The sequence below is a fragment of the Candidatus Nitrotoga fabula genome (assembly GCF_905221025.1).
In the GTDB taxonomy this organism is placed as follows: Bacteria; Pseudomonadota; Gammaproteobacteria; order Burkholderiales; family Gallionellaceae; genus Nitrotoga; species Nitrotoga fabula.
The window spans coordinates 1-17,128 of sequence record NZ_CAJNBL010000003.1 but is presented as its reverse complement, the minus strand read 5'-3'; the positions used below and the strand labels follow the sequence as shown (position 1 = coordinate 17,128).

General features: G+C 51.5%; 12 protein-coding genes and 1 pseudogene. 11 read left to right on the top strand and 2 right to left on the bottom strand.

The features are described from left to right. The first annotated feature begins 16 nt into the window (after positions 1 to 16). Positions 17 to 1,057, top strand: a complete 1,041-nt coding sequence (locus KJA68_RS00740) for a hypothetical protein (protein ID WP_213035014.1) — start codon at positions 17 to 19, stop codon at positions 1,055 to 1,057. Between the two features lie 97 nt (positions 1,058 to 1,154). On the opposite strand, the gene KJA68_RS00735 is transcribed toward KJA68_RS00740, so the two are convergent. Beyond that, positions 1,155 to 1,844 carry a hypothetical protein gene (locus KJA68_RS00735; RefSeq protein WP_246487006.1) on the bottom strand — a complete coding sequence of 230 codons (690 nt, stop codon included), beginning with the start codon at positions 1,842 to 1,844 and terminating at the stop codon, positions 1,155 to 1,157. Between the two features lie 454 nt (positions 1,845 to 2,298). On the opposite strand from KJA68_RS00735, the gene KJA68_RS00730 reads away from it, so the two are divergent. The 10 genes and pseudogenes from KJA68_RS00730 (at position 2,299) to KJA68_RS00685 (ending at position 15,838) form a co-directional block, all read left to right on the top strand. Next, the gene (locus tag KJA68_RS00730; RefSeq protein WP_213035013.1) at positions 2,299 to 3,489 is read left to right on the top strand and encodes an acetate/propionate family kinase; all 1,191 of its coding nucleotides are present in this window, start codon (positions 2,299 to 2,301) and stop codon (positions 3,487 to 3,489) included. A 16-nt stretch (positions 3,490 to 3,505) separates the two neighbouring features. Then, positions 3,506 to 5,875, top strand: coding sequence for a phosphoketolase family protein (locus tag KJA68_RS00725; protein WP_420887615.1), 2,370 nt, complete (start codon positions 3,506 to 3,508; stop codon positions 5,873 to 5,875). A 224-nt stretch (positions 5,876 to 6,099) separates the two neighbouring features. Next, positions 6,100 to 7,077 (top strand): calcium/sodium antiporter, encoded by a 978-nt coding sequence (locus KJA68_RS00720; protein WP_213035012.1) that lies wholly within the window; start codon positions 6,100 to 6,102, stop codon positions 7,075 to 7,077. Between the two features lie 306 nt (positions 7,078 to 7,383). After that, positions 7,384 to 7,761, top strand: a complete 378-nt coding sequence (locus tag KJA68_RS00715; protein WP_213035011.1) for a tail fiber domain-containing protein — start codon at positions 7,384 to 7,386, stop codon at positions 7,759 to 7,761. A gap of 150 nt (positions 7,762 to 7,911) precedes the next feature. Continuing rightward, positions 7,912 to 8,139, top strand: a pseudogene (locus tag KJA68_RS10815) (IS5-like element ISCARN85 family transposase); the annotation flags it as partial. Between the two features lie 250 nt (positions 8,140 to 8,389). After that, positions 8,390 to 9,412 carry an ABC transporter substrate-binding protein gene (locus tag KJA68_RS00705; protein ID WP_213035009.1) on the top strand — a complete coding sequence of 341 codons (1,023 nt, stop codon included), beginning with the start codon at positions 8,390 to 8,392 and terminating at the stop codon, positions 9,410 to 9,412. Beyond that, entirely contained in the window at positions 9,396 to 11,333 is a 1,938-nt protein-coding gene (locus KJA68_RS00700) for a SpoIIE family protein phosphatase (RefSeq protein ID WP_213035008.1), read from the top strand. The genes KJA68_RS00705 and KJA68_RS00700 overlap by 17 nt, the downstream gene beginning before the upstream one ends. 1 nt (position 11,334) lies before the next feature. Next, entirely contained in the window at positions 11,335 to 14,397 is a 3,063-nt protein-coding gene (locus KJA68_RS00695) for an ABC transporter substrate-binding protein/permease (RefSeq protein ID WP_213035007.1), read from the top strand. After that, positions 14,394 to 15,497: an amino acid ABC transporter ATP-binding protein gene (locus KJA68_RS11145; RefSeq protein WP_213035006.1), complete on the top strand. Its 1,104-nt coding sequence runs from the start codon at positions 14,394 to 14,396 to the stop codon at positions 15,495 to 15,497. Before KJA68_RS00695 ends, KJA68_RS11145 begins: the two co-directional genes overlap by 4 nt. 5 nt (positions 15,498 to 15,502) lie before the next feature. Further along, entirely contained in the window at positions 15,503 to 15,838 is a 336-nt protein-coding gene (locus KJA68_RS00685; protein WP_213035005.1) for an STAS domain-containing protein, read from the top strand. 21 nt (positions 15,839 to 15,859) lie between these two features. On the opposite strand, the gene KJA68_RS00680 is transcribed toward KJA68_RS00685, so the two are convergent. Next, positions 15,860 to 16,348 (bottom strand): ATP-binding protein, encoded by a 489-nt coding sequence (locus KJA68_RS00680; protein ID WP_213035004.1) that lies wholly within the window; start codon positions 16,346 to 16,348, stop codon positions 15,860 to 15,862. Positions 16,349 to 17,128 lie beyond the last annotated feature (780 nt).

Below are 17,128 nucleotides of genomic sequence, written 5' to 3'. Positions count from 1 at the left end.
GCTCGTTGTTTTGCTCATGCTTTTTGGCTGCAGTTATCATGGCCCGGATGCATTGAGCATAACGCGACCAGAATACAATGTGGTGATTCAACGAACCAATGAACAGGAATTGCTGCTTAACCTGGTTCGCCTCAGGTACCGTGACACTCCTTATTTCCTGAGTGTGGAAAAAGTGGCTTCCAGCGTGGAATTCAGCCGAGGGATGTCTGCGAGCGCATTATTACCAGCGGGTGGCGCAAATAGCGGGAGCTTGAGCGGGACGGTTATGTTTTCTGAAAAGCCGACTGTATTTTATTCTCCGTTGGATGGAGAAAAATTTGTACGCAAGATGATGACCCCGTTATCGCTGGATATGCTGGTGTTGCTGGTTAATTCAGGTTGGTCTGTGGAAAGGGTGCTTGCCGTCACACTGCATGAAATCAATGGTATTAAAAATGCTCCGACTGCATCAGGACCGACACCATTGCGTGAACCGGAATTTCGGGATTTTCGTGCTGCGCTCAAGCATCTTCGTGTGCTACAGGTACGTAAGCTGGTTGAATTGGGTCAATTGCCAGAAGGGGCAGGGGCAAGCATGGAACTTCGGTTTGTGCCTGGGGTAGAAAATGACGAAGATGTGCGTGCATTCAAGCGTATTTTGAGGCTAAATCCGCAGGGTAACCGCTATAAAATTGTCCCCGGGATTGGTGGTGTTGGAGGAGGGGATGTCATTACCTTTGCAACCCGCTCCCTTATCGCATCCATGAATTATTTGTCCCAGGGTGTAGAAGCCCCTCCAGTGGACATGGAAGCAGGCAGGGTAACGCGCACGCTGGATCACAACAACCTGCCTTTTGACTGGCAGGATATGTTGTCCGGGATTTTCCGCGTTCACTCCAGCCAGATAGAGCCTGATAATGCGGCTGTGGGTGTGGGATATCGAAACGCATGGTTCTGGATTCAGGACAATGATTTGGATACAAAGGCAACATTTTCCCTGTTGTCCCAGTTGCTTGCACTTCAGGGCAGCCATACCCCGGTACAAGGAACCAATATTAATTATTCCATCAGCCGTTAGTTAAGACCTGCAGTTTTGATGCTGGAAAGTGTATGGGTTTTGTGGTTCTGGGGTGCAGATTAACCAGCAGATCCGGCCGAAGCAGGTTTGTTGAGGTTCACAGTGCATAAATTAAGCGCATTGAGAATATGGGTTCTACGCTCTTTTTTTCATTTAATGTGGAAACACCAAGGCCGGCTTGCAAGGTGATATTTTGGTTGAAATCAAAGTGAATCTGCGGGGTTGCGCGATAGCGCCATTGACCTTTGGGATCGATTTCATGATTCAATTCGATACCATAGGTAAGGCGTTGTGAATAATCATAAAATAAATTGTTGTTGATCAAGACCGTTGTTTTTCCATTCCCGTCCAGCCCGGTATGCCTTGCGCCCAGCATATTCAGAGTACTCCATGCATTGGACAGCCGGTATCCGTTAATGTAAAGCGCGTCCGCAGAATATTGCCCGGCGTCACGATTCTTTTTGGCGATCACTTGCCAGCCGTGAACCATAAGCGCATTGGGGGTAGCATAGAATGTGCCCTGCAATGCAACTTTGTAATCTTCAAGGCTGGAGTTCTCTGAGGGTAATTCGAATTCGATCGCGTAACCATCAGTAAATACATATTCAATTTCTGGGGCCCATTCCAGCGCCCCTTTGCCTGGATACTGATGAGTGAATACATTTACTTCCATCTCCCCCTTCTGTGAACCCAGTGGTCTGACCAGGTCGAATAATAGCGGTTCTGGAATATGGGGAGTAACACTGCTGAGTGCTGCATCCCCTTCGACAAAATCCGCATGACTCAAGCTCGAACAGGCGATGCTCCATGAAAAGAAAGCAAATATTCCTGCTATATGGTAAGGTCTAAAAACGGGTTTCATATGTGGAGTGAATAGCGGCTTGGTATCGATCGGAACGCCAGACAAACGTAAAGCCTGCCATGGGTTCTAATGTGTGCATAGCTTCTTGTTGTTACCTGTTACGATTGAGCAGAGATATAACAATATGGTATGCGTAACAGGATAATGGTTCCCGGTTGTATCCAGAAAATTACAGGAGTCCAGCTCCAGGCCAGGCTATGAATCGCCCCGCCGCCAAGTCTGTTGGGTCCGGCGGTGCTAAGCGAATTGGTCGCCGTCATCATTGTATTTGAAGTTGATCTGCTTGCCATGATGCCAATGGAGGTATATTCTTAAAATAGCCTACGAGAAGGCCACAACCGATGTGTATGAAGTCTGCCCCCGGCTTTGGTACCTGCTCATGAAAATACTCGTACTCAACTGTGGCAGTTCGTCGCTTAAATTCAAGGTATTTTCCGACCGTGATCTGTATTGGCTGGCCGGTGGCATGGTGGAGCGCATCGGTCAGCCTGACAGCCGGCTGCGTCTGACGTGGGCGGGCGGCGAGAATGAATGGCCCGGTGCCGCGCCTGATCACCGGATTGCCTTGCAACGGGTTTTTCATCTTTTGACGCAGCACGACATCGTTGCCGATCCCACGCAACTGGGCGTCGTTGGTCATCGCGTGGTTCATGGTGGTGATCGATTCCGTACACCGTTGTTGATCGATGCCGCCAGCCTGGAGGAGTTGCGCCAACTCACGCCGCTGGCGCCGCTGCACCACCCGGCTAATCTTCGAGGTATCGAACTGGCCACTGCACTGTGTCAGGGTGTACCTCAGGTGGCAGTATTCGATACGGCCTTTCACCATACGCTGCCGCCACGTGCCTGGCGTTATGCCTTGCCGGCGTGGACTTGGCATGAATACCAAGTGCGCCGCTACGGCTTTCACGGCACATCCGTGCAATACGTCAGCCGGCGTGCCGCCAAATGGCTGGATCGTCCGATCGAGGAGCTGAACCTGATCGTACTGCATCTGGGCAACGGCGCTAGCGTGACGGCGGTGCAGGGCGGTCGCAGCATCGACACCTCTATGGGCATGACACCGCTGGAGGGTGTAGTGATGGGCACGCGCTGCGGCGATATTGATGCCTCAGTACCGTTTTATCTGATGCGGCAGACCGGTCTCGATGTCACTGCAGTCGAACGAATGTTGTTTTTCGAGAGCGGCCTGCACGGCCTATGCGGAAGCGGTGACATGCGTACCGTGCGGGCCCACGCCGCCGCAGGAGATGCCGATGCACAATTGGCACTGGATGTTGCCGGCTACCGCCTGAAGAAATACATTGGCGCCTACAGCGCCGCGCTGGGGCGGGTTGATGCGGTGATTTTTACCGCCGGCATTGGTGAAAACGATGCCGACATGCGCCAGCGCGCATGCAATGGACTGGAGCTGTTCGGCATCCACCTCGATAGTGCACGTAATGGCGCTGAAGGCACCGACGAACGCTGCGTCTCTCGAGACGACAGCCCGGTTCAGATATGGGTAATCCCTACCGATGAGGAACTGGAGATTGCCCGTATTGCACTTGATTTCATCACAACTGCTTGAGGAAGTTGCCATGACTATGCATAATCCCGCTCTCCCGCTCAACGCGACCGAACTGGCGCAGATGGATGCTTGGTGGCGTGCAGCCAATTATCTGTCCGTCGGTCAAATCTATCTGCTCGACAATCCGCTGTTGCAGAAGCCGCTCACAGTGGAACATATCAAACCGCGATTGCTCGGCCACTGGGGAACCACACCGGGGCTGAATTTCCTTTATGTGCACCTGAATCGCATCATCCGTCAGCGCGATATCAATATGATTTATGTTTGCGGGCCTGGCCACGGCGGTCCTGCGATGCTGGCCAATGCCTGGCTGGAAGGCACTTACAGCGAAACCTACCCGGACATCTCGCTGGACGGCGAGGGCATGAGACGGCTGTTCAAGCAGTTTTCCTTTCCTGGCGGAGTGCCTAGCCATGTGGCGCCGGAGACGCCGGGCTCAATTCACGAAGGCGGCGAACTGGGTTATGCCCTCAGTCACGCCTTCGGCGCCGCTTTTGACAACTCGGATCTGGTGGTAGCCTGCGTTATTGGCGACGGTGAGGCAGAAACTGGCCCACTGGCCACTGCCTGGCATTCCAACAAATTTCTCAATCCCATCAGTGACGGAGCCGTGCTGCCGATTCTGCACCTGAACGGCTACAAGATCGCCAATCCTGCCGTGCTCGCCCGCATTTCGCGAGAGGAGCTTGAGTCCCTGATGCGTGGTTACGGTTACGAGCCGTTTTTCGTCGAGGGATCCGATCCGGCGCAGATGCACCAGCAGCTGGCCGCCACCCTGGATGTGGCATTTGAGCGCATCCGCCTGATCCAGCACCACGCCCGCAGCACGGGCGACGCAACGCGCCCGCAGTGGCCGATGATTATTTTACGCTCGCCCAAGGGCTGGACCGGTCCAAAGAGCGTGGATGGCAAGAAAACTGAGGGCTACTGGCGCTCGCATCAGGTACCTTTTGGCGAACTGCGCGAAAAACCGGAACACATCATCCTGCTGCAGGAGTGGATGCAAAGTTACCGGCCCCAGGAACTATTCGATGCTCAAGGGCGACCCAGCCCAGAGATCATGGCATTGGCACCACGCGGCCCGCAGCGCATGTCGGCAATTCCGCACGCCAATGGCGGTCTGCTGCTCCAGGCTTTGCGCCTGCCCGACTTTCGCGACTATGCGGTTGCCGTGATCAGGCCAGGCTCCGCCAGCGTCGAGTCTATCCGCGCCCTTGGCCGCTTCCTGAGCGACATCATGCGGAAAAATGCCGACCACCGTAATTTCCGTGTATTCGGCCCGGACGAAACCGCCTCTAACCGCCTGGGAGATTTGTTTGAGGCTACTGACCGCACTTGGCTGGCTGAGCGCTATGCTGACGACGATCATCTGGATCCTGATGGCCGCGTGATGGAGATACTGTCGGAGCACACCTGCCAGGGCTGGCTGGAGGGCTATCTGCTCACTGGCCGCCACGGCTTTTTCTCCTGCTACGAGGCCTTCATTCACCTTGTCGACTCGATGTTCAATCAACACGCCAAATGGCTTAAGGTGACGCGCCACATTCCCTGGCGCCGCCCCATCGCCTCGCTCAATTACCTGCTCACATCCCATGTCTGGCGCCAGGATCACAACGGCTTCTCGCATCAGGATCCCGGTTTTATTGACCATGTAGTGAACAAAAAAGCCGAAATCATTCGCGTCTATCTGCCGCCCGACGCCAATACCTTGCTTTCCGTGGCTGATCACTGCCTGCGCTCGCGTGACTACGTCAACGTCATCGTCGCTGGAAAGCAGCCGCAGTTGCAGTATTTGGACATGGACACCGCGGTAAGGCACTGCACGGAAGGGTTGGGTATCTGGGCATGGGCCAGCAACGATCAGGGCAGAGAGCCGGACGTGGTGATGGCCTGCGCCGGCGACATCCCCACGCTGGAGACACTGGCGGCAGTGGACATCCTGCGTCGGGAGTTTCCGCAGCTGCGCGTGCGCGTGGTCAACATCGTCAACCTGATGCGGCTGTTACAACCGTCGGAACATCCGCATGGCCTGCCCGACAAAGAGTTCGACACATTGTTCACCACTGATAAGCCGATTATCTTTGCTTATCACGGCTACCCATGGCTGATTCATCGTCTCGCTTACCGCCGTACCAATCACCACAACCTGCACGTGCGCGGCTACAAGGAAGAAGGCACCACCACCACGCCGTTCGACATGGTGGTGATGAATGATCTGGATCGTTTCCATCTGGCAATGGATGTCATTGACCGGCTGCCCCAGCTCGGCGCGGCGGCTGCCTATGTCCGGCAGAAACTGCGTGAGAAACTGATCGAACACAAGGAATACATTCGCCGTCACGGCGAAGACATGCCGGAGATCCGCGACTGGGTGTGGCCATACTAGCGTGAATCTCGCGCAGCGATTCTCGGTCTATGCTCTGGTGTGGTCCGACCTGACCGGATTGAAATTGGGTGTAATGAGAATTACGCAAAAAAACGTCACCTCAGTTTGGCGTTGATAAACGCATCGATTCACGGATCGAAGAGAAAATGAATATAGATATCACAATTTGTAATGAACAAGCTTGTTGATATCGACACTATCCCCCCACGGCTTAAATCTGACCTATGACCCTGGCTTTTTTTACCGTAATTTTCAGTCTTGCGCTGCTTGTTTGGAGCGCCGATCGTTTTGTCGAGGGATCGGCATCCACTGCCCGCTATTTCGGTATGCCGCCCCTTCTGATCGGCATGGTGATCGTTGGGTTTGGCACCTCCGCACCGGAGATGGTGGTGTCGGCACTGGCTGCATTGCAGGGTAACCCGGGCATTGCGCTGGGTAACGCCTATGGTTCGAATATCACCAATATCGCCCTGATTCTGGGGGTGACAGCCTTGATCAGTCCCATCGCCGTACATTCGCAGATACTGCGCAAGGAGCTGCCCATCCTCACGGTAGTAACGGCCCTGGCGGCATGGCAACTCTGGGATGGGAAAATCACCCGTCTCGATGCGATCGTGCTGCTGACCGTGTTTGCCGGCCTGATGACCTGGACCCTCTGGCAGGGTCTGCGAAAAAAGAAGGATGCATTGGGAAGAGAGATCGAGCAGGAGCTGAAAGTTCACGCAATGCCGATTCGCCGTGCGGTCTTCTGGCTGGTGGTGGGGCTGGCGTTACTCATCGTGAGCTCCCGTCTTTTGGTCTGGGGTGCAGTAGAAATCGCTCGAGGGTTCGGGGTCAGCGACCTGATCATCGGCTTGACCATCGTTGCGGTGGGTACCTCGCTGCCGGAACTGGCCTCGTCAGTGATTGCCGCGCGCAAAGGCGAACATGATATCGCCCTGGGCAACGTCCTGGGTTCCAACTTGTTTAATACTCTCGCAGTGGTGGGCATTGCCGGTGCGATTCACCCGATGGCAGTAGGGCCGGAGATTTTCAGTCGAGACATTCTGGTGATGGCTGCACTGACCTTGTCGCTGTTCTTCATAGGATACGGGTTCAGGGGCATGGGACGTATAAACCGCATTGAGGGCGCAGCATTGCTGGCTTGTTACGTCGGCTATATAGTCTACCTGATCAGCACGGTATTCGGTCAATCTGCATAAGGGGCGTATGATATCGGTCTGATTTCTACAGCCGGCATCAGGAAATGGAAAAGGATTAAAAGTTATATTTAAAATTGCATTTCGGGCTTGAATCAATTAATTTTAGCCAAACACCTCAAGGTGGGAGAATGCTAACTGGATATCTCAAGTAAATAATAAACTGAATTTTTGAAGCCATTTCCCACCAATAAGCAAATTCGGCACAAACTTCTGATAACATGCGCAGAAGACTCGGTTCTCAACCACGATAGCAAATTATCCAGAATGATTTTCCTTAACGATACAAATTGATAAATGGAGAAAAAAATGCGAAATGGCGTATCCCTGCTGGCTCCTTACGGTTCTTTTAAATTTAAGGCGCTGGCGACTAAAGTTGGTGGAGGTAAAGAACCTCAGGAGTCAGACGCTCGCTGTAAAAAAGAGATTCAATTGCTATTAACACTTGCAGACGGGATGAAGATATACTCTTTCCAGTATATCTGGTCGAATGAAACCTTTGTGGGGGTAATGGCGCAGGATCTGCTTGCACATTCGGAATGGAAGGATGCCGTCAGTATCCGGGCAGACGGATTCTATGCAGTCGATTATTCCAGGCTCGGCCTTAGGATGACAACCCTGGAGCTTTGGAATGAAACCGGCATGGATTCAGTAAAAGCTGTTTCAACCACTCCTCTGAACGCATAACTTTCCGGGCAAGCGGGGCCATTTATGGCCAGATTATCCCGCAAAAATGAGAAACCGGGCCAGTGGGAAAGCCCTATCATTTGGCTGATAGGGCTTTTCTTTTTTTGTTCCACATTCCAGGGGCAATTCCCATCGCTTGACTTAATTCACCAACTGTCGCTTGATCCGGGATATATCCCGGTGACCCCGCCAAAATCCAACCAGCAACCACTCTGGGAATACGATCTAGCCATGTATCGCAAGGAAAATGAAGGTGAACGTCTGTTCTGACGGTTCAATGGGTTCCGTCGCTTCTCCTCCTGCTTTGAAAAACTTGATGTCATATTCCTGTCATTCATACATTTCGTGCTTATCTTAGATACGTTCAAACTGGGTTAACAGAAACTAATAAAAAGGTGAGGGTTCAGGTTGTTTCCATTTTGTTTGACGGAAGCACTGCCCGTTCAGCGGTAAATTTACTGGATATATTAAGCAAACACAGCGATACTGTTCTACAGTAGGCTACGCGGGATGATTGCCAGTGTTCCTGAGTTGGAATTGTATGTAATCTTTGATGATTCGGTTGCATTCGATAAGATAAGAACTGTCCTGGCGGAGTGAAGAAGGGAAATCAGGGGGGATTTATTGCATGATCTGGTATCCGAATCAAACCCGGCGTCAATCGTACCTGCTCATCTCATGGATTTTCGTCCTGCTGCTTGCAGTTTTTTTCTTGCCCCGGCTTGTTGCCGCTGGCACGCCATTGAAGAGTGCGACCCTGATGCCGCTGTGGAGCCCGCAGGCCCAGTTTGCCGGGTATTACGTGGCTCTGGAGAAGGGAATCTATGCCCGGTACGGGATTGATCTTAAAATTCTCAGGGCCGGGCCGGGACATTCCCCTGCGGATGCCCTGCGGAAAGGTACCACCGATTTTGCCGTACTGTGGCTGACTACCGCATTGCAGCACCGGATTGCGGGTACCCATCTCGTAAACCTGGCCCAGATTAACCAGCGGTCGTCGATGATGCTGATCTCCCGAAAAACTTCCGGTATCCACTCCATTGCAGACATGGAAGGTAAAAAGGTGGGGTTGTGGGAAGGGGACGTGTCTATCCCGCCCCGGGCGATCTTCGCCAGGAACCGTACCAAGGTTCGGGAAGTACGCCAGTCCCACTCTGTCAATCTCTTTCTGCGCGGTGGCATCGATGTGACTTCAGCCATGTGGTACAACGAGTATCACACCATCATCAATTCCGGAATCGACCCGGAGGAATTGAATGTCATGTTCCTCCGGGATCAGGGAATGAATTTTCTGGAAGACGGGATTTACACGATGAACAAGACCCTCCAGAAGGATCCTTCGCTGGCTGCCGCCTTTGTCGATGCGTCGCTGGAAGGGTGGCGATATGCCTTCGATCACCCGGATGAAACACTGGATATCGTTATTAAATATATGCGCGAGGCTCATCTGCCCGCCAACCGTGTGCAACAGAAATGGATGCTGGACCGGATGCGTGACCTGATGATGCCGGTCAGACCCACGGGGAAAATGGGCTTCCTTGCAGAGCAGGATTACGAGGCGGTGGGCCTTGTCATGCAAGAAAACGGATTGATTCGAAAATATCCCGCATACCGCGATTTCGTCTGGAGGGCGAATGCCGTTCAAAAATAGTATCGTCGTTAAATTTGTTCTGGTGATCTCGCTCTTTAACGCAGTCATCTTTGCCCTGACGCTTGGCTATAATTATTACCAGTCCCGCGTCATTCTGCAGCAGGAGCTGGAGAGCAATTCGCGGAATCTTGCCATGTCGCTGGTTCACCGGGTAGAAACGGAACTGGCGGCGGTTGCCAAAGTTACGGAAGGAATCGCTCGTTCGCTGGAAACCAGCCCGCATAACGAGCGGGAATTGCTCACGTTGATCCGATCCAGCATTGAACAAAATCCGGAAATCTCTGGCGCGGGCGTGGCCTTTGAGCCTTATGCCTTCAACGCTGCATCGCATTTGTATGCCCCCTATTTCTACCGTGAAAATGGAAAAATTTCCTTCAGGCGACTGGAAAAAGCCTATCTTGATTTCCCCTATCCCTATTGGGACTGGTACCAGATTCCGCGGGAGCTGGGTAAGCTGGAATGGAGTGAACCCTATTTTGATGAAGGTGCTGGCAATATTCTGAAGTCTACCTGTTCGGTTCCCTTTTACAAGGATACCGCCAGTGGAAAACAGCTCAAGGGAATTGTGATTTCAGATATTTCCCTCGATTCCCTGACCCAACTGATCTCCTCGATCAAGATTCTCAAAACCGGTTATGCAGCTTTGCTTTCCCGCAATGGAATGATTCTGGCCCATCCCATGAAGGATGCCATCATGAATGAGACATTTTTCAGCATCGCGGAGGGGCGCAATGACCCATCACTGCGGGAGCTGGGCAAGAAAATGATCCGGGGCGAAACAGGCTTCATCCATTATCAAAGCCTGGTAGGTTTCGACAGCTGGATGTATTACACGCCGATTCCTTCGACAGGGTGGACTCTTGCTGTTGTTTTCCCGGAGGAGGAGCTCCTGGAGAATGTCAGGAAATTAAGCATGACCATGATGATGATGGGTTTTGTCGGGATTCTGCTGCTGACACTGGTGGTAATCTACATTGCCAGGACGATCATAAAACCGTTGCGATTGCTGACGGGAGCGACGGATGAGATCGCTGCGGGACATTTTGACGTGGAATTGCCAGCGACGCGATCCAATGATGAGGTTGGGGAGCTTGCGCACAACTTCCAGGTAATGAGGGAGTCGCTTAAGGAATACATCAGGAACCTGACCGAGACGACCGCCAGCAAGGAACGTATCCAGAGCGAGCTCAAGGTTGCGACCAATATCCAGGCAAGTTTGTTGCCGCGCATTTTCCCTCCTTTTCCCGATCACCCCGAATTTGATATCTACGCATCCATGGTTCCAGCCAAAGAGGTAGGGGGGGACTTTTACGACTTCTTTTTCATCGACAAGAACCATTTGTGCTTCCTCATTGCGGACGTTTCAGACAAGGGGGTTCCCGCTGCACTGTATATGATGGTGGCCAAAACCCTCCTGAAGACTGAAGGCCAGCGGCTGGGCGAGCCGGACAAGATTCTATCCTCTGTCAATAACATACTTGCGCTGGATAATGAAAACTGCATGTTCACCACGGTATTCTGCGCTATTCTGGATATTACGACCGGGGATGTACGCTATGCCAATGCCGGCCATAACCCGCCGCTGATTCTCGATTCACATGGAGTGCGGTATCTCACTCCAAAACCGGGGTTGATGCTGGGCGCCCTGTCCGGAACGGTGTTTGTGACGGAACGGCTAACCCTGGAGCCGGATGCCACCCTGTTTCTTTACACCGATGGCGTGACGGAGGCAAAGAATCCGGAGGATGCCCTGTATGGTCAGGAGAGGATGCTGAAAGCGTTGCAGGGCGCCCCACGGGATGATCTGGCAAAAATGATTCATTTCATCAGTTCTGAGGTGGCACAGCATGCCAACGGAGCGCCGCAATCCGACGACATTACCATGCTGGCGATAAAAATGGCAAAAAAGGGAATCGCCTGACATGATCAGCATTGCGTACACGAAAAAGGCTTCGCTGTTCTGGCTGATCTTGCTGACGGTAATCGCTATTTTCAGCGGTTGTAAAAAAAATGAAATGGTCATTGCCAGCCTTGAGGATGCAAAAAATGCAAGAATCGGCGCGATGACGGGTTCAACCGGCGAAGCGATTGTTATAAACCGGTTCCCAGATGCGCACGTCAAAAGTTTTGATGATGTGATGGATGCCGTTGCCGCGATGAAATCCGGTCAGCTCGATGCGATTGTGACGGCATACCCTGCGGCTCTTCAAGTTTCGAAAAAAAATCCGGAATTCAGGGTGCTACTCGAGCCGCTGGATCACGAGGCTACCGCGATCGCGCTGAGAAAAGGCAATGATGAGTTTTTAACCACTTTGAACCGGATTATCGCCGAGCTGAAGAGCGACGGAACGCTGGAATCCATGAAAAAGCGCTGGTTCAAACCGGATTTGACCCCTTATGAAGAACTTGACTTAACGCTTCCCACTACTGGAGAACCGCTAAAAATAGGCGTCAGCGCCACAAGGGAGCCATTCAGCTTTGTGGACAAAAATGGCCGGGTAACCGGACATGACGGTGAGCTTGCACGTATTATCGGCGCCAGGCTGCAAAGACCGGTCGAATTTCTGAACATGAAATTCATGGCCCTGATTCCAGCGCTGCAATCAGGCAAGGTGGATCTGATCGTGACTGGCATGACTGCAACGGAGGAACGCAGAAAATTTGTCGATTTTACGCAGCCCTATTATGACAATGCCCAGGTCATGCTGGTCAAAAAGCCTGCTGCGGAAATGCCGTTGTTGTCCTCAACCCCATCGGGCAGCGGTCATGAGATATCGCAACTACAGGATATTGACGGCAAGAGAATTGGTGTTTTGAATGGCTCCGCCGGAGACCTGGCCGCCCGCAGGCGTTTCCCGAACGCAACATTTCAGGTGTTCACTTCCGCAGCGGATGTGGCTATTGCAGTCAAGAGCCGCAAGGCCGATGCCTTTGTCTATGACAAAAGCGTGCTGTTGAATCTTGTTGAGAAAAACCCGGACCTGGTGATTCTGGATGAACGAGTGGATGTGCTGGAAGTTGCCGCCGCCATCCGGAAAGATAATACGCAGTTGCTGTCCGAAATAAACAGGGTGTTATCCGAATTGAAACAGGAACAAATCCTGCAGCACCTGAGAGCGAAATGGATTGATGCCAAATACAAGATTACGCCGCAGATCGCCCCGGTAAATGCTACTCGCAGCAAGGGGATACTGAGAATGGGGACGAGCGCCACCATTGAACCCTTTTCATTCCTGGCGAATGGTGTATTGACTGGCCTGGATGTTGAGCTCGGAGAGCTCATTGGGTCGCGTCTTGGGAAAAAAATCGAGATCATAGACATGAATTTTGAAAGCCTGATCCCTGCGCTACAGTCAGGCAAAATTGATTTTGCTCTTTCCAATTTTAATGTGACGGAAGAGCGTAAAACCCTGGTGTCGTTCGCCCTTCCGTACATTGAAAATGATATTTCAGCCCTGGTCAGACAGTCTTCACCTTCCGGTATGGATGTGGGATATGGAACGGCTGCCAGGAAAAACGATGTCACGAAAAATCGGGGGGCCATGCTTGCTACGGCCGCAGACCTGAAAGACAAGCGAATTGGAGTGCTGGTTGGCTCCGCGCATGACACGTATGCAACGAAACATTATCCGGATGCCACGATTCTCCAGTATAAATCTCCCGCAGATGTCGCACTGGCGGTCAAGTCAGGCAAGGTGGATGCTGCTCTGTTTGATGCCGATCCCCTGCGCGAAATTATGCGCCAGGACGATACCCTGGGGTTATTGGGGGATTCCTTGTTTTCGTTCCCGGTTGGAGCAGGATTCAAAAAAGACAATGAAGCATTGCGAGATCAATTTAATCAGTTTTTATCGCAGATCAGGCAAAGCGGCGTCTATGCGGACATGATTCATCGCTGGATGGAAAAAGGCGAAACGCGCATGCCGGTCATCAAAAACTCCAAAACAAACGGCGTGATGGTTGTGGGCATCAGCGATAATGGATTCCCTTTCGCAGCCGTGCTGGATAATCAGCTGGTCGGACTGGATATCGAGCTTGCACAGAGATTTGCGGCGTATCTGGGGAAGGAAATCCGGTATTCCAACATGGATTTCGGCAGCCTGATTGCTGCGGTTTCCTCTGGCAAAGTCGACATGGTGATCAGCTCGATCTATATCACGGAAGAAAGAAAAAAACAGATTCATTTTTCCGATTCGTATTATGAGATGGCCACCAAGGTTTTCGCTCTCAGGAAGAATATTGCTGCGTATGGTGCCGAGCCCAGCGCGGCAACCGGGTCTCCATCATTCATCGCAAGGGTGAGCAACAGTTTCTACAGCAACATCATTCAGGAAAATCGGTATCTCCTGATCTGGGACGGGCTGAAGACCACCCTGGTCATTTCCATCTTTGCGTCGATCCTGGGAACGCTGCTAGGTGCGCTGATCTGCTTTATGCGGATGTCAAAGAGGGAGGTTCTCAATCTGCCTGCCAGGATCTATATCAACGTTATCCGGGGAACGCCGGTTCTGGTTTTGCTGATGCTGATTTTTTATGTGGTCTTTGCATCGGTCAATATCAGCCCGGTGCTGGTTGCGATTATTTCACTGGGGATGAATTTTGGTGCCTATGTTTCTGAAATCTTCCGGTCAGGCATTGAGGGGGTCGGAAAAGGTCAGGTCGAGGCGGGTATCGCCATGGGTTTCAGCAAGTTCAGGACGTTTGTCTATATTGTTCTTCCGCAGGCTGTGCAGCGTATTCTACCGGTATATAAGGGGGAATTTATTTCACTGGTCAAGATGACGTCCATTGTCGGTTATATTGCAGTCCAGGATCTCACCAAGGCCAGCGATATCATTCGCAGTCGTACCTTTGATGCCTTTTTCCCGCTGGTCATGGTGGCGATCCTGTATTTCGTAATCGCATGGATTATGATGCAGCTACTGGAAAATCTTGAGCGGGCTACCAGCCCGAAATACAAACGGCAAAAGGCAGCCAGAAAATGATCCGGATCGAGCATCTTTCAAAAAAGTTTGGTGATCTAGTCGTGCTCAAGGACATCAACACTGAAATCAAAAGAGGGGAGATTGTCTCTATTATCGGTCCTTCCGGTACCGGGAAAAGCACTTTGCTGCGTTGCCTCAATCTGCTCGATTATCCTAGCGGTGGGTCCATTTATATTGATGGCGTGAACATTCTGGACAAGAAAGCCGACGTGGCTAAAATCCGCCAGAAAATGAATATGGTGTTCCAGTCATTCAATCTTTTTTCCCATCTTTCCGTGATGGAAAACCTGACCATCGCGCCGATCCGGTTGCGTGGAATGAGCAAGGAAGCGGCCCGAACCAAGGCTCTTGAACTGTTGCGACTGGTCGGGCTTGCCGAGAAAGCAGAAAACTATCCGGAAGAGCTTTCCGGAGGACAGCAACAGCGAGTGGCGATTGCCCGCTGCCTGGCCATGGAACCGGAGATTATTTTGTTTGACGAGCCGACTTCGGCGCTGGATCCAACCATGGTCAGGGAAGTGCTCTCGGTGATCCGCCGCCTCGCCAGGGAGGGAATAACCATGGCAATCGTTACTCATGAAATGGATTTTGCCCGTGATGTATCCAACCGGGTGTTATACATGGATGAAGGATTGATCTTCGAAGAGGGAACCCCGGACGAGATTTTCGAGAATCCGCAGAAGGATAAAACCAGGGCATTCATCAACAGAACGCTCAGTTTTACCTGGCGCATTCTTTCGCCCGATTACGATCTGTATGCCATGAATGCTGAAATTGAAGCTTTCTGTGAGAAACAGATACTGCCAAAGAAGACCAGGTACAACCTGCTCCTGCTGATTGAAGAATTGCTGCAGATCTATGCTCCCTATCTGGGTAAGATGATCCTGGATATGACCATAGCCTATTCGGAAAAGAGCAGGCGCCTTGATCTGATCTGTGAAAGCACCGGGGAGAAGGCGAATCCGCTGGATAGCCATGGATTGACCGATGATTTGGGATTTACGATTATCAAGAACCTGACTGAAAGCATAGACTATCAGTGGCATAACGGTAAAAACAGATTAGAATTCCAGGTTAAAAACCTCTCTCACGAAGAATAACATTTATGAATTTGCAGACTAGAATAGAAAATAATGTCACCGTGCTGACGGTTAGCGGCAGGCTAGACACGGTTACAGCACCAGAATATGAAAAAAACATTCGGGAAATGATTTCTGGCGGGAATATTAAATTTGTCGTCGATTTTGAACAACTGGAATACATCAGCAGCGCAGGCTTGCGCGGACTTCTGGTTATGGCCAAGCTCCTGAATGAAAAAAGTGGCCGGATGTGCCTAGCGAACGTCAAGGGCAATGTCCGGTCAGTATTCGATATGTGCGGTTTTACATCCGTATTTACAATGAAAGATTCTGTTTCCGAGGCGCTTGCAGTTTTCGTCTGAATGAATGTATCCGGAGAATTTTTAATTCGTGGTTTTGGGATGCAGGCTTTTACGCAATACAATCCAATTGCCTGTGCCATCGTAAGAAGCATGGACAACGTCCATCAGCGTCTTCACCATATGCACACCGAGACCGCCGATCGGGCGTTCGTTTATATCCAGACTCAGGTTGGGTTTGGGGGCTTGCATGAAAGGGTCAAACTGAGGCGCATTATCCCGGAGGAGGATTTCTAGCCATTCGTTCGAAATACTGATTTGAACATGGATGAACTGATCGTCAGCTCCATTGAGACCGTGGAGAATGGTGTTGGATATCAATTCTTCCAGGCACAGGTTGGCCGTGAAAGCCAGATCAGGATCCGGTAAAACCTGATTGACGGCATCGGCCAGTTTCTCGATTTCTTCGAGTTGTGAAGGTACCTGACAGTCGAGCAAAACTTTCTTGTCCTGACCTTCTTTACGCCCGGTATTCTTCATCAGGATGGAATTTTCAGGTTTCTCCATAGTCATGCTCGAACTTCCCAATCAGATTCTGAAAATGGTTCATCTGCTTTTAATATGCCTATGTCAGGAACAAAAACGGATATCCGTTGCGAATGGGTAAATTACGCCTGGGGGGGTATCCAATGCCAAGGGAAATGTCCTGAATTTTGTGTAATCGGATCATGGTTTGCCGCTCAGGCATCCTATCATCAAACGGAATAGTAAACCGGTTCCGCGCAGCTTTCCAATCATGGATGGGTATAGTCCATTTTTTTGATGTTCTGCAGGGCCAGAAAGCATTGCAGTGGGGTCAGCTACAGGAAACCCGGCAGGCGGCCTTATGTTGCCGGTTTGTGCATTGATTCTCGAAAACCTCCCGCAGCAGGGCAGGGGACTTCTACTGTGCAATCCACCCAGCTCGGGGAATGGCGTGTCATCCTGCATCTGCCCGCAGGGTTCATGATCATCCTGTAATCTTCAGCATGCAGGTAAAGTGCTCCAGCAACAAAGCACGTCCAGGAATTTTGCCAAACGGTCGATATAATTTAAAATGATCTGGATTTCCTACCCAGAACACAGAACGGTACCCATTTCCCCGCTCTTTTTTTCTGTGTCCGGATAGGATCATCCCGGGCTCATGGTATACGCTCGGCATTTTTGGCCATTTCAGCGGAGAGCCTCATGAGCAGGATGGAACGCATCTACCAGATAGACCAGGCTCTGGCTGGCCGCAAATTCGTTCCGCGTATCGAACTGCAGGAACGGCTCGGCGTATCCTGGGCTACGCTCAAGCGTGACCTGAGCTAC